The sequence below is a fragment of the Fictibacillus sp. NRS-1165 genome, assembly GCF_050468105.1.
Taxonomy (GTDB): domain Bacteria; phylum Bacillota; class Bacilli; order Bacillales; family Fictibacillaceae; genus Fictibacillus_C; species Fictibacillus_C terrinigri.
Genome location: NZ_JBDPNU010000020.1, coordinates 1 through 13923, shown reverse-complemented (window position 1 = coordinate 13923; position 13923 = coordinate 1). Strand labels below are relative to the sequence as shown.

General features: G+C 46.6%; 15 protein-coding genes. 13 read left to right on the top strand and 2 right to left on the bottom strand.

Translation table 11 applies throughout. The features are described 5' to 3' along the window. Nucleotides 1-11 precede the first annotated feature (11 nt). The 4 genes from ABHN01_RS08635 to ABHN01_RS08620 all read left to right on the top strand — a co-directional run bounded on the left by ABHN01_RS08635 (nucleotide 12) and on the right by ABHN01_RS08620 (nucleotide 3941). Entirely contained in the window at nucleotides 12-977 is a 966-nt protein-coding gene (locus ABHN01_RS08635) for an NAD(P)H-dependent flavin oxidoreductase (protein WP_429875190.1), read from the top strand. A gap of 99 nt (nucleotides 978-1076) precedes the next feature. Continuing rightward, on the top strand, nucleotides 1077-2066 hold the full coding sequence (locus ABHN01_RS08630; RefSeq protein ID WP_290401803.1) for an ABC transporter substrate-binding protein: 990 nt from the start codon (nucleotides 1077-1079) through the stop codon (nucleotides 2064-2066). An 86-nt stretch (nucleotides 2067-2152) separates the two neighbouring features. Then, nucleotides 2153-3172, top strand: coding sequence for an ABC transporter permease (locus tag ABHN01_RS08625; protein WP_429875189.1), 1020 nt, complete (start codon nucleotides 2153-2155; stop codon nucleotides 3170-3172). Further along, entirely contained in the window at nucleotides 3147-3941 is a 795-nt protein-coding gene (locus tag ABHN01_RS08620) for an ABC transporter ATP-binding protein (RefSeq protein ID WP_429875188.1), read from the top strand. The genes ABHN01_RS08625 and ABHN01_RS08620 overlap by 26 nt, the downstream gene beginning before the upstream one ends. A gap of 114 nt (nucleotides 3942-4055) precedes the next feature. On the opposite strand, the gene ABHN01_RS08615 is transcribed toward ABHN01_RS08620, so the two are convergent. Next, the gene (locus ABHN01_RS08615; RefSeq protein ID WP_429875187.1) at nucleotides 4056-4382 is read right to left on the bottom strand and encodes an HIT family protein; all 327 of its coding nucleotides are present in this window, start codon (nucleotides 4380-4382) and stop codon (nucleotides 4056-4058) included. Between the two features lie 220 nt (nucleotides 4383-4602). Between ABHN01_RS08615 and ABHN01_RS08610 the strand changes: the two genes are divergently transcribed. From ABHN01_RS08610 to lpdA, 6 genes are all read left to right on the top strand, one after another. After that, on the top strand, nucleotides 4603-4998 hold the full coding sequence (locus ABHN01_RS08610; RefSeq protein ID WP_429875186.1) for a thioesterase family protein: 396 nt from the start codon (nucleotides 4603-4605) through the stop codon (nucleotides 4996-4998). Nucleotides 4999-5067: 69 nt separating this feature from the next. Continuing rightward, on the top strand, nucleotides 5068-6168 hold the full coding sequence (locus tag ABHN01_RS08605) for a Leu/Phe/Val dehydrogenase (RefSeq protein ID WP_429875185.1): 1101 nt from the start codon (nucleotides 5068-5070) through the stop codon (nucleotides 6166-6168). 28 nt (nucleotides 6169-6196) lie between these two features. Further along, the gene (gene pdhA, locus ABHN01_RS08600) at nucleotides 6197-7258 is read left to right on the top strand and encodes a pyruvate dehydrogenase (acetyl-transferring) E1 component subunit alpha (RefSeq protein ID WP_290401798.1); all 1062 of its coding nucleotides are present in this window, start codon (nucleotides 6197-6199) and stop codon (nucleotides 7256-7258) included. Nucleotide 7259: 1 nt separating this feature from the next. Beyond that, nucleotides 7260-8255 (top strand): alpha-ketoacid dehydrogenase subunit beta, encoded by a 996-nt coding sequence (locus ABHN01_RS08595; protein WP_429875184.1) that lies wholly within the window; start codon nucleotides 7260-7262, stop codon nucleotides 8253-8255. Between the two features lie 12 nt (nucleotides 8256-8267). Continuing rightward, the gene (locus ABHN01_RS08590) at nucleotides 8268-9521 is read left to right on the top strand and encodes a dihydrolipoamide acetyltransferase family protein (protein ID WP_429875183.1); all 1254 of its coding nucleotides are present in this window, start codon (nucleotides 8268-8270) and stop codon (nucleotides 9519-9521) included. After that, the gene (gene lpdA, locus ABHN01_RS08585) at nucleotides 9522-10970 is read left to right on the top strand and encodes a dihydrolipoyl dehydrogenase (RefSeq protein WP_429875182.1); all 1449 of its coding nucleotides are present in this window, start codon (nucleotides 9522-9524) and stop codon (nucleotides 10968-10970) included. A gap of 17 nt (nucleotides 10971-10987) precedes the next feature. On the opposite strand, the gene ABHN01_RS08580 is transcribed toward lpdA, so the two are convergent. Then, the gene (locus ABHN01_RS08580) at nucleotides 10988-11536 is read right to left on the bottom strand and encodes a helix-turn-helix domain-containing protein (protein ID WP_429875181.1); all 549 of its coding nucleotides are present in this window, start codon (nucleotides 11534-11536) and stop codon (nucleotides 10988-10990) included. Nucleotides 11537-11631: 95 nt separating this feature from the next. On the opposite strand from ABHN01_RS08580, the gene ABHN01_RS08575 reads away from it, so the two are divergent. The 3 genes from ABHN01_RS08575 to ABHN01_RS08565 all read left to right on the top strand — a co-directional run. Further along, the gene (locus tag ABHN01_RS08575; RefSeq protein WP_429875180.1) at nucleotides 11632-12357 is read left to right on the top strand and encodes an AzlC family ABC transporter permease; all 726 of its coding nucleotides are present in this window, start codon (nucleotides 11632-11634) and stop codon (nucleotides 12355-12357) included. Then, nucleotides 12347-12658: an AzlD domain-containing protein gene (locus ABHN01_RS08570; RefSeq protein ID WP_290401793.1), complete on the top strand. Its 312-nt coding sequence runs from the start codon at nucleotides 12347-12349 to the stop codon at nucleotides 12656-12658. Before ABHN01_RS08575 ends, ABHN01_RS08570 begins: the two co-directional genes overlap by 11 nt. A 387-nt stretch (nucleotides 12659-13045) precedes the next feature. Next, nucleotides 13046-13923: Cof-type HAD-IIB family hydrolase (locus ABHN01_RS08565; RefSeq protein ID WP_429875179.1), on the top strand; the 878-nt coding region annotated here is incomplete at its 3' end.

Genomic DNA, 13923 nt, shown 5'->3' with positions numbered 1-13923 from the left:
GGAGTAACAAAATGAACCCTGTATGCAAAATTTTAGGCATCCAATTTCCCATTATCCAAGGAGGGATGGGAAATGTCAGCAACGCACAGCTGACGGCAGCTATCTCGAACGCAGGTGGACTTGGAACGATTGGGGTGGGAACGATGCTTCCTGAAGAAGTGGAAGCGATGATCGTTGAGACGGTTTCGAAAACATCGAAGCCGTTCGCTGTCAATGTCCCACTCACTGTGGCTTCAAATGTAAAAGAAATTTTTCAGCTGATCATTAAGCATTGCGTGCCAGCCGTTGCCTTATCAGCGGGCAATCCGGCTCCTTATATTCCGAAGCTGAAGGAACACGGCATCAAAGTGATCTGTGTGGCCGCTTCCGTCTATCATGCAAAAAAGGCAGAAGACGCAGGAGCCGACCTTATCGTGGCAGAAGGGTATGAGGCAGCAGGTTTGAATTCTCCATTTGAAACGACCACAATGACGCTCATTCCGCAGGTAGCCGACGCGATTAAGGTTCCACTGATTGCAGCTGGAGGCATTGGGGATGGAAGAGGTATCGCTGCCGCGATGATGCTCGGGGCAGACGGCGTGCAGCTCGGAACGAGATTCATAGCGGTTAAGGAGGCGCCTTTCCATCATCGGTATAAAGAAGCGCTCATTAACGCAGATGACCGAGGCACAGTCGTCGTTGGCCGGTCGGTGGGCAGAATCCGGAGATTGATGAAAGCACCTTATGCCGAGAAGCTGCTATCGCGGGAGTCAAAGGGCATTACGCTCGAAGAATTTAATGCATTGACGACGGAAGACCAGCACATTGCTGGTGCTGTAAAGGGGGATTTTGATCGAGGCTTCATCAACAGCGGGCAGATTGCAGGACTCATTCGCGACTTGCCGAGTGCAAGTGAGCTGATACAGAAAATGATGGATGATGCCTGTACGGCAGTGAGCCAAAGGAACAGCGCGCTGTCCCAATGGCAAAAACGGTAAGAGACCTTTAAAAGGAAAAGGATTTATAATATAATTAATTTTGAAAATAGTTTGAAAACTTTTTTCGAGCGTCTGCTGAAGTTAAAGGGGGAAAAGAGAATGAAGAAATGGAAAGGTTTACTCGGTGTATCACTGGCTGGAATGCTTCTGCTTGCAGGCTGTGGAGCAACGAAAGAAACGAGTAGTGAGGAGAAAAGCGGCAAGGAAATCAAGATCGGCGTTACTCAGCTTGTTGAGCATCCATCGCTTGACGCAGCCTACAAAGGCTTTAAAAAAGCCATCGAAGCCAACGGGCTGAAAAATGTAAAATATGACTTCCAAAACGCACAAGGGGATCAGAACAATTCCCAGACGATCGCTAAAAACCTTGTAGGTGAAAAAGTCGATCTTATATTTGCCAACACTACACCAAGTGCCCAGCATGCTCTTAACGCAACACAAGATATCCCGATCGTATTTACCTCCGTAACCGATCCGGTAGGTGCAAAGCTCGTCCAAAGCTTTGACAAGCCAGGGGAAAATATAACGGGAACAACAGATACCCACCCTGATGCCATTCCAAAAACGATAGAGTTCATCGACAAGCAGACCGATGCCAAATCAGTCGGGCTGATTTACAACAAAGGAGAACAAAACTCTGTTGCACAAGTAGACCTTGTGAAAAAAGAGCTGAAGAAATCGAATCTTAAGCCTGTGGAGGCCAGTGTTTCAACCTCTGCAGATGTCAAGCAGGCTGCGGAATCACTGGTAGGACGTGCAGATGTATTCTACATCATTACTGACAATACTGTCGTTTCTGCCCTTGAATCGGTGATCAGTGTATCTGAGGACAAGGATATCCCGATGTTTGCCGGAGAGCTGGATTCTGTCAAACGAGGAGCTTTTGCAGCTTACGGATTCGACTATTATGATATCGGCTATGAAGCCGGGCAGATGGCAGCCAAGATTCTAAAAGGTGAAAAGAAGCCGAGCGAAATCAACGTTCAGTACCCTCAAAAGCTGAAACTCGTCATCAACAAGAAGGCGGCAGAGGCCATGAATGTCCAACTGAAACCTGATTGGGACTCGATGGCTGAATATATAAAGTAAGTCTCGCGTGCTGGGTTTGGCGCACCGTGTTGGCCAAACCCCAGTACGTTTTTTCGATAGAAACGGTTTCTAGGGGAGGAATTCAGATGTTTGCACTCTTTAGCGCTTTGGAATCTGGTGTGATCTATGCCATTATGGCACTTGGTGTTTACCTGTCGTTCCGTATACTCGACTTTCCGGACTTAACGGTAGATGGAAGCTTTGTCACGGGGGCGGCCATATCTGCCGGCTTAATTGTACACGGACAGAGTCCTTTCATCGCCACTCTGGCAGGAATGCTCGCTGGTTTTATCGCAGGGTGTATTACCGGCATTTTACATACAAAAGGGAAAATCAATCCGCTTCTTTCCGGAATCCTAATGATGATCGCTCTTTATTCTATCAATCTCAGGATTATGGAGCAGCGGTCCAATGTGCCCCTATTAGGAGAGGGCACTATCTTTTCTATAACCACTTCCTATTGGCAGAAGCTGGGACTCGACAGCATGCTTAATCAGCTGTTCACAGCGATTGGACTGGGAGATAGTCTGCCGAAAACGTGGGGCATCTTTATTGTTATGGCCATTGTGACCCTGCTTATCAAATGGGCAGCCGATTGGTTCCTGAAAACGGAGATCGGGCTTGCACTCCGGGCAACTGGGGACAACAAGCGCATGATTCGAAGCTTTTCAGCAAACACGGATGGCTTAACGGTTCTGGGCCTCGGATTGTCCAATGCACTGGTCGCTTTTGCGGGGGCTCTCATCGCGCAATACGGCGGATTTGCCGATGTCGGGATGGGAATCGGTATGATTATTATCGGTCTCGCTTCGGTCATCATCGGTGAAGCATTGTTCGGAACGAAATCTATTGCCCGTGCAACGCTTGCTGTTGTATTAGGAGCTGTTGTCTACCGTATCATCATTGCTTTTGCTCTTCAGATCGAATTTTTTGAAACCGGGGATTTGAAGTTGATCACTGCGCTGATCGTAGTCTGTTCTCTCATCCTGCCTAAATTGCTGGAAGCCAGAAAAGAACAGGCAAGAAAAACAAAGAGAAAGCTGACGAACGGCAAGTCAATGGACAGAAAGGGTGAGGAGATTGCTGCATCTAAACTCGGTTCATAAAATTTTTAATGAAGACACCCCTGATGAAAAAATTGGACTTTCCAATATCAATCTGAAACTTGAGCCTGGAGACTTCGTCACGGTTATCGGAAGCAATGGAGCTGGAAAGTCAACCTTAATGAATGTCATTTCGGGCGTCCTGTTTCCTGATGCCGGCGAGATCAGAATCAAAGGAAAAAACATCCTCTCACTGCCTGAACATAAACGGTCCAGGTTTATCGGAAGAGTCTTTCAGGATCCGATGGCTGGAACCGCACCGACAATGACAATCGAGGAAAATCTGGCGATGGCTTATGCACGAAATAAAAGAAGAACCCTTAGACGGGGCATTACAAAAAGATCGAGGGATTTCTTTCAAGAAGCGGTAAAGTCTCTTCACCTCGGGCTGGAAAACCGCTTTACTGCCAAGGTCGGCCTGTTATCAGGCGGTGAACGGCAGGCGTTATCGTTGCTGATGGCAACCTTTACAGAGCCGGATATCCTTTTGCTGGACGAGCATACAGCTGCATTGGATCCTTCCCGTGCAGCATTGATCACAAAATTAACAAAAGAGATCGTGGCTGAACATGGCCTCACCACAATGATGGTCACTCATAACATGCAGCAGGCCATTGATCTTGGAAACCGGCTGATTATGATGGATAAAGGCCAGATCATCCTGGATGTTGATGAAGTCAACAAAAGGTCTTTAACCGTTGAAAGTCTTCTTAATGAGTTTCAGCGCATACGGGGAGAAAAGATGGCAAGCGACAGGGCGCTTCTCTCTTAATTCTTCTGGAAAAACAAAAGCTGTGTTCCAACCGGAACACAGCTTTTATTCGTTTTGGGGGCGTTGGTTGGAGGAGCTTTTGAGCCAGGAGCGAATTCCTCTTCCTCATAAGGCTCATCCGCAAAACGAGGGATGACATGGATGGGCATGGGGGATATGCTGGCCGCCGACTTCACCGCAGTTCCATCCGATATTGAAGCCATCCGGTTTCAATCGGCGGTGAACGTATTTCTTGGCATCGGCCAGAAGGCTGTAAGTATCATTCCATTCTTCCTGTGTCAGATCAAACACAGACGGCCGGTGAGCTTTAGGAATGATCAATCCGCTTCCTTCAAGGATCAATTGATGCTGCGGGCTTTGAATATAAAGACACGTTGTGTTTTCTAAGACAATCTGCTGATCATCCAGATCGAACGGCTGGCATAATAGACATTTGTCCATATTTTTTCACTCCTTCGAACTTCACTTTTTCACAGTCCTGATATTTTGTATAGATTTGAAATCTTCAGGCTATTCATTGACCGATTATTCAACACAATGATATTATTACGTTAAGAAAACGTTATATGATTATCGTGCATGAGGGCATGGGCCATTAGCTGGAATATGTCCTCATTGTCTGCGGTCATACAAATGCTTGTAACTACTAAGAGGTGATTTCATGAAACCAGGGATGAAAATCGGTGATACAGCAACCATTACGGCTGTTGTTACGCCTGATATGTTTGCGCAGTTCGAAGGAAAACTTGTTCATCGCGCTTACTCGACCGTATCAATGGTTTATCATATGGAGTGGGCTGCGAGACAAATTATTCTGCCTTACCTCGAAGAAGATGAGGAAGGAATCGGCGGAGGGATCAAAGCTTCGCATCTTGCCCCTACACCTGAAGGAATGAAACTTGAGATAACGGCAACTCTTACAGAACTGAAAGGAAGAGCAGTCATCTGCAAAGTCGAAGTAAGAAATGAGAAAGCAACAGTAGGAGAGGGAGAGGTGACACAATACATTCTTCCAAAAGAAAAAATTTCTCAGAGGCTGCATGAAATGACCATCTGAACACCATAAAATGAAAGCGCTTACTTTAAAGCGACAAAGAGATAAAGGATTACCGAGGGGGAAGAAATCATGTTTGAAAAGATATCACAGCATGAACAGGTGGTATTCTGCAACGATCCATCCACCGGCTTGAAGGCGATCATCGCAATACATAACACCACGCTTGGGCCGGCGCTCGGAGGCTGCAGGATGCGTCCGTACAAATCGACGGATGAAGCACTCGAAGATGTACTCCGGCTTTCTAAGGGAATGACATATAAGTGTGCCGGAGCTGACGTGGATTTTGGGGGAGGTAAGTCGGTGATCATTGGTGATCCGACGACAGATAAATCCCCGGCACTGTTCCGTGCGTTTGGACAATTCGTGGACTCGTTGAACGGACGTTTTTTTACAGGCACAGACATGGGAACGACACCATATGATTTTGTGCATGCCTTGAAAGAAACCTCTTGTATCGTCGGCGTACCGGATGAATATGGCGGCAGCGGAGATTCGTCGGTTCCTACCGCACAGGGTGTCATATACGGACTGAGAGCAACCCTTCAGGCGCTGTATGGCTCAGAAGATCTTTCCGGAATGTCTTACAGCATTCAGGGGCTCGGGAAAGTGGGCTATAAGGTAGCGGAGCATCTGGTCGCAGCTGGTGCTCATGTGTATGTTACCGATATTAATCAGGAGGCGCTGAAGAACATCGTGGAGCAGTCAGAGCTTCTTCCTGGAACAGTGCAAATTGTTGGGGGCAATGAGATCTACGGAGTGGATGCGGATATATTTGTTCCATGTGCGCTCGGAGGTGTGGTTAATGACGAAACCATCGACAGGCTCAAGGTCAAAGCGGTTGTGGGAAGTGCGAATAATCAGCTGCTCGAAGATAAGCATGGAATCTATCTTCAGCAGAAAGGAATTCTTTACGGGCCTGATTATATCGTGAACGCCGGCGGGCTTATTCAGGTTGCTGATGAGCTCTACGGGCCGAATAGGGACCGGGTGCTGAACCAGACAAGAGCCATCTATGATTCTCTTCTGGCAATCTATAAACAGAGCAAGGAACAGAATCTATCTACGATGGAAGCCGCCAACCGCTTCTGTGAGGACAGGATTGAACACCGTAAGAGGCGAAACAGTTTCTTTTCCCATGATACAAGGCCGAAATGGAAGGTCCGGCATTAATATGGAGTCTATTAAAGGGGGAGTTAATGTGGAAAGTCAATTTCCGAAGAAGCAAATTTTAAACGAAGACGGAAAGCTGGCAGATGATTCATATAAAATCAGACTGACAGAAGAGCTTGTGAAAAGCCTCTACACAAAAATGCTGAGAGCCCGCCTCTTTGACCGCAAAGGAGTAAATCTTCAGCGGCAAGGCCGTATTGGAACATATGTGCCGTTTGAAGGCCAGGAAGCGGCGCAGATCGGCAGTGCCATGGCGATGGGAGAAGGAGACTGGATGTTCCCTACCTACCGTGACCACGGGGCGACATTAACGTTCGGACACTCTGTAAAGAATGTGCTTCTCTATTGGAAAGGCCGTCAGGAAGGCTGTATTCCACCCGCTGGAAAGAACATTTTTCCACCTGCCGTGCCAATTGCTTCCCAGCTTCTTCATGCTGCCGGGACCGCATGGGCTGAAAAGATGAAAGGAACAGACCGCGCCTCCATCGTTTACTTTGGAGACGGAGCGACCTCGGAGGGAGATTTTCATGAGGGCCTTAACTTTGCGAGTGTTTTTAATCTTCCTGTAGTCTTTTTCAACCAGAATAACGGTTTTGCGATCTCCGTTCCAATAGAAAAGCAAATGAAGGCGAAGACTATCGCCCAAAAAGCGCTCGGCTATGATATTGAAGGTATAAGACTGGATGGCAATGATGTATTTTCAGTGTACTTCCATACAAAAGCAGCCATAGACAAGGCAAGGGCCGGAGGAGGACCGACTCTAATTGAAGCGGTGACCTGGAGGTATGGTGCCCATACGACTGCCGATGACCCGTCCAAATACAGAGATCAAAACGAGAGTCTGATCCGGCGTGAAACGACCGATCCTCTCATCCGGCTGGAGAAGTATATGAAGCTGGAGAACATGTGGGATACCCAGTGGTCAGCAGATCTTGAAAAAGAATTAACAGCGGAAATCGAGGCGGCTGTAAAAGAGATGGAAAACGAACGGCCGCCGCACGTCAATGATATGTTTGACCATGTATTTGCAGAAAATCCATGGACGATCAATGACCAAAAAGAAGCCTATGCGCTTATGAGGGGGGAGTAAGATGACGACAGCAGTTGAAACGAAAAAGCTGACACTTGTTCAGGCAGTAACGGACGGACTTCGAACGATGATGAAGGAACATGAAAACGTGATTGTTCTAGGTGAGGATGTAGGGCGGAACGGAGGAGTGTTCCGTGCCACTGACGGATTGATGGATGAGTTTGGCGAAAAGCGGATCATTGACACGCCGCTGGCCGAATCAGGCATCATAGGGACATCCATCGGGCTTGCGATGAACGGCTTCCGCCCTGTGGCAGAAATGCAGTTCCTGGGATTTATCTATCCAGCCTTCAACCAGATTATGACCCATGCTTCAAGGATCAGAGCCAGAACACTCGGTGCATTTACCGTCCCGATGGTTATCCGTGCACCGTTCGGAGCGGGGGTGCGCGCGCCTGAAATTCACTCTGATTCGGTGGAAGCTCTGTTCACTCACATGCCGGGAATTAAAGTGGTAGTTCCTTCAAACGCCTATGATGCCAAGGGGCTGCTGATCGCGAGCATTGAGGATCCGGACCCGGTGCTGTTCCTTGAGCCGATGAGATGCTACAGGAGCTCCAAAATGGAGGTGCCCGAAGGAAAGTACACGGTTGAAATCGGGAAGGGAAGTGTTCTGAAAGAAGGAGAACACGTCACGGTCTTGACCTATGGAGCGATGGTTGACCCAGTGTTAAAAGCAGCAGAGCAAGCGGAAAAGCATGGTATACATGTGGAAGTTATTGATTTGCGTACCCTTTATCCGCTAGATAAAGATCTCATTGCACAAAGCGTCCAAAAGACAGGCAGAGTGGTCATCGTGCACGAGGCGCCGTCTACTGGAGGGCTTGGGGATACGCTTGTCTCTTTGATCAATGACACTTCATTCCTTTACATGAAAGCGCCTGTGGAGCGTGTTACAGGTTTTGATACACCAGTTCCGATGTTTGCACTCGAAGATCATTATCTGCCTGACACGGCCAGGGTGACATCAGCAATTCATAAGGTGATTAACTTTTAGGAGGCTGTAAAAATGGTTGAAGTAAAATTGCATGATATAGGCGAAGGAATGCATGAGGGAGAAATCATCCATTTCTTTGTAAAACCCGGTGACACGGTTTCCATTGACCAGCCTCTTGTTGAAGTCCAAACAGACAAAGTGACGGCAGAGCTTCCATCACCGATCGCCGGCAAAGTGGCCGACATCCTTGTAAAGGAAGGAGAAACGGTCACTGTCGGTACCGTTCTGCTTACGCTGCAAGGAGAAGGGGCGGTTCAAGAGGCTAAAAAAGAGATGAACTCACCGCAGGACGTGCAGAACATGACGCCCCAGAACTCTGAACGGGAAGCATCTCTCGCGACGCTGACTAAACGGGTGCTGGCTGCACCATACACCCGGAAAATCGCAAGAGAGCAGGGCATTGACATCGAGCAGGTAACGGGCACGGGGCCGGCAGGAAGAATTACTGAGGAAGATGTACTCTCATTTGCAAAACAAAGAACAGAACCCAAATCAGACGAGCAGCCAGCAGCTGCTAAGCCCGCTCTCAAACAGAAGAAAGAAAGTAGTATACCTGCGGAAGCAGATACCATTCCATTTAGAGGACGCAGAAAGCAAATAGCAAAAAAGATGACACAATCGCTGTTCACGATCCCGCATGTCACCCATTTTGAGGAAGTGGATATGACGAATTTGCTTGAATTGAAAAAACAGATGAAAAGTCTTGATCCTCTTAATAACAAGGGCTTTAATGTTTCAGTCGCCGCATTTTTTGTAAAAGCGATTCAGCTTGCTCTTCAGGATTTCCCGATTTTCAACAGTAAACTGGATGAAGAACATGAAGTCATCCGACTTGAGAAGGAAATAAATATCGGGATCGCCACAGATGCTGAGGACGGCTTGATCGTACCGGTAATCAGGAATGTTGAACGCAGAAACATTAAAGACATTAATTCTGATATGAAAGTTAAGATATCGAAGGCGAAAGAAGGCGGGCTCACAAGAGAAGAGATGACGGGCGGCACCTTTACGATCTCCAATGTCGGGCCGCTGGGAAGCATGGGTGCAACCCCGATCATCAATCATCCCGAAGTGGCTTTAATAGCTTTTCATAAAACGAAGAAAATGCCTGTGATCATTCAAGACGAGATCCAAATCAGATCGATGATGAATCTTTCAATGTCGTTTGATCACCGTGTTGCTGACGGGGCGACCGCAGTACAATTTACAAATCGTTTCAAAGAGCTGATTGAAAATCCTTCTGTCATGGTATTGGAGCTGATATAAATGGTCGTTGGAGAATTTACTCAAAAGCGGCAGCTGATCATAGCCGGCGGCGGGCCTGGGGGCTATAATGCAGCCATTCGGGCGGCACAGCTCGGCATGGAAGTCACCATCATTGAAAAAGATAAGCTGGGCGGTGTCTGCCTGAATACGGGGTGCATTCCCTCGAAGACATTGACGCACGCGGCTGCGGCTTATGCTTCACTTCCTCACTTGAACGAGATGGGTATCCAGACAGGCGCGCCTGGATTTGAACTGCAAAATTTTAAAGAGTATCAGCAAAAAACAGTATCTGCTCTGCAAAAAGGGGTAGAAGCCCTTTGCAAAGCGAACAAAATCGAAGTGATCAAAGGTACAGCTACCTTTATGTCGGAAAACCGGATCGGTGTGGATTCCGGCCATCATTATGAGATGTATGAGTATGAGAGTGCGATCATTGCCGTTGGAGCTTCTCCTGTAATGCCGGAGGGAATTGCTCCGGTGGAAGGAAAGATCATCAGCGCCAATGATCTGCCGACCCTTCATGAGCTTCCGGAGCATCTTGTGGTCAGCGGATCAGATTACATTTCGCTTGAAACGGCAGTTGCTTATCGGAACCTGGGATCTAATGTGTCAATCTTCTGTATGGACGATACGTTTGGACTCGATGAAACGGTAGCTAAAGAGCTGCACCGTGTTCTAAAAAAATTGAAGATAAAGGTATTCAAAAACAGCACGTTGCTTGAAGCTTGTTCATATGAAAGCCATGTCGCCATTACCGTTCAAACCGATCAGGAAAAACTGACGCTTGAGGGGAGCCACCTGCTTATTTCCGGTCAATACAAGCCAAACACGCAAGGCCTTGGATTGGATTTTTTAAAGATGAGCACCGATGACCAAGGATTCATCGTCATAAATGAATATGGCGAAACAAGTGTGAAGGGCATCTATGCTGTTGGTGACTGCACGATCGGCATAAAGCTTGCCAGCAAGGCGATCAAGCAAGGAAAGGTAGCCGCTGAACGTATCAGCGGCATGAACTCAACCTTTAACCTGGCACTTGTGCCCCTTGTTATCCATACTGTTCCTCCGATTGCCTCAGTCGGGATGACAGAAGGAGAAGCAAAGCAGGAGGGATACAAGGTGAAGACCGGCCAGTTTGCAATGGGCGGAAACGGGTTTGCCGGTCTTGCCGGACAAAAGGAAGGCCTGACCAAATTGGTGATGGATGAAGAGAACGAGCTCATTCTAGGTGTTCATATGATGGGTGCCGGAGCTGCAGAGTTAATACAGTCAGGCACAACAGCCCTTGAAATGGTAGCCAGAGAGGAAGACCTCGCTTATCCTGTTTACGCCCATCCATCATTAAGTGAAGCATGGCTTGAGGCGGTCGAGAACGCATCGGGAAAAGCGATCCATATACCGCCTTCGCGTAAAAAGGCAGCGACCCGGAAAACAACCTTCCACGTCTAAGGAAGGTTGTTTTTTCATTATGGGTAATAAATGATCATGATTAGTTTTGCAGGGCCCCTTCCCTGATTCTTATAAACATGGACGTAGTCTGCAGCAAAACGGATGTTTTGACCTGAAGACAATTGGAAGTCCTCCCGATGAACCGTTAATGAGAGGGATCCCTCTTGCAAGAGTAGGTATTCCTCCACCCCAGGGGCATGTGGTTCAGAGGTATAATGGCATCCAGGAAGAAGCTCCACAGCATAAATCTCAAATGACTTTTTAGGTTCTATCGGAAAAAGAGGGGAGACAAGGAATGTTCCATCCTGGTTTGCAATGGGTACGACATCCGCAGTGTTCACTTCTTTTATCGCTGGCTGATTTTCCTCCAGAAAGGAACTGAATGATACGCCTAATCCATTTGCGATTTTCCACAGTGTACTAACGGTAGGGTTGGATTCTCCCCGTTCAATCTGGCTTAGCATCGGTTTTGAAACTCCTGTTGCTTTAGCTGCTTGATCGAGGCTCCAGTTCTTTTGTCCTCTCATGGCTTTTAATCTTCTGCCAATGACTTCATTCAAATTCATACAAAAAATCCCCTTGTCGTTTTATATCATATAACATACAATATGTATAATATAACATACAAATGGTTAAGGAAGCTACTTAAGGAGTGTTCGACATGATGCTGCCATTCCCTGCTGAAGAAAAGGAAAGCCATCCATTTCTTACTGGTGTTCAAGCAGGTCTTTCCATTGCGATAGGGTATTTGCCCGTGGCTTTTACCTATGGCCTGCTGGCCAAGTCCAGCGGCTTGTCGTTGGTTGAAACCGTAGGCATGAGTATGATCGTCTTTGCCGGTGCATCCCAGTACATTGCTCTTTCCATGATCGAAGCTGGGACTGGGGCTTTTGAAATTATCATTACTGCGTTTATTATGAACATCCGCCACTTGCTGATGAGCGCTTCATTAAACGAAAGAATGTCCGAGGACGCGAAGTGGATTAAAGCGGTTTACGGTTTTTTGATTACGGACGAGACGTTTTCAGTAGCAGCTACACGTACAGAAAAAAAGCTGCGTTCTGCCTTTATGCTTGGCCTGGGCTTGATCGCCTATGGAAGCTGGGTCATCAATTCTGGCGTTGGCTTTTTAATTGGATCGGGCCTTCCTGAAACCGTCCAAAATGGCATGGCTGTAGCTCTATATGCGATGTTTATCGGATTACTGGTTCCCTCTGCCAAAAAATCGCGAAAAGTCATTGCATTGGCTGGAACCGCCGCCTTTTTAAACTCTCTTTTTTCTCTGTATGACCCGCTGTCAGGCGGTTGGGGAATCATTTTATCTACACTTATATCTGCCGTAGCTATTGAATTTTTTGTGACGGAGGAGAATGTTTATGGAGAGTAGCTTGCTTTGGATGATTGCTGGTATGGGAGTTGTTACATATCTTCCGAGGGTTTTGCCTCTTGTCCTCATCAATGCAGACCGGATTCCTCCAAGACTGCAGCGGATACTGAAAAATGTTCCTTTCGCTATACTCGGGGCATTGATTTTTCCTGGAATATTGCATATTAACGAGGATAGCATGTGGTTTGGATTACTCGGTGCCTGTGTTGCAGGAGCCGCTGCCTATCTAAATTGGAACATCATTTTAGTGGTATTAAGCTCTGTGGCTGCTTTAAGCCTTTGTTCCTTCTTTATGAACTGAAAATTGTTCTTATCGCAATCGATGTATGTTAGGATGGGTATCCAATAGACAGGAGGCGAATAGTATTGTTTACACCTTTTTCGATTTGCTGCGATTGGATTGTTTTTCAACAGACGCTTTATCGCTTATACTTTTTCAATCACTAGAAGTTGTTCAAGCGTTCATCGATGTGTTTACAGGTTTTTTTCATAACGATTAATGGGTAAAGAGCTATAGTGCTCCTTTTTAGAAAAAGAGCTAACAAAGCTCTTTCTTACAAAAAGGGCTTTGTTAGCTCTTTTTTTTATTACCGTAAATGCGCTTGCGCTTTTGTTAAGAGTTAAGGTAATGTATTGGAAAAAAGGGGTACACTGAAAAAAGGAAAGACAGAGATAAAGGATGATGAGAGTGAAACTGATAGCCATAGATATGGATGGAACACTAGTAAGCAAGCAATTGAAAGTCACCAAAGCGAATAAAGAAGCCATTGAAAAGGCCAGGGAAGAAGGTCATATGGTGGTCATTGCTACAGGACGTTCATTTGATGAAGCAAGGTACACATTGAGTGAAGCAGAGCTGTATCTTCCTTTGATCTGTGTGAACGGGGCTGAGATTCGTTCGGATAATTGGGAAAAGGTAACAAGCATCCCTATCCCGTCCAAGCAATATTTTGATATTGAAAAGGCGCTCCGGGCGAACGATATCTATTATGAAGTGTATACGAGCGAGGGAACCTACACCGATAACCGTGAAAAAGCGTTTAAAGTCATGAAAGACATCGTTCTGACATCCAATCCTGAAGCCACTGAAGACGATGTTCATAAAGCGGCTTTGAGGCGATTTAAATTGGGAACCGTAAATTTTATCAGCGATTACGACATGTTGATGGAAAAAGAGGGTCTTGAAGTTTACAAGGTTTTGGCTTTTTCCAGCGAACAGGAAAAGATCGCAAACTCGGTGGACATGCTAAGAAAAATTGATCATCTGGCTGTCAGTTCATCCGCAAATAACAACCTTGAGATTACGAATGCGGATGCTCAAAAAGGAGTGGCCCTTGAGAAATTTTCCAAACTGCACAATATCAGCCTGAAAGATACGATGGCGATCGGCGACAATTATAATGATGTATCCATGCTTGAAAAAGCGGGCATCAGCGTTGCCATGGGGAATGCTTACGATGAAATTAAACAAATCGCTAAGCATGTGACCAAAACAAATGATGAGAGCGGAGTGGCCTATGCGATCGAAAATTATTTAGAAGAAAAGAAGGGGCTGTCCAGAAAGTC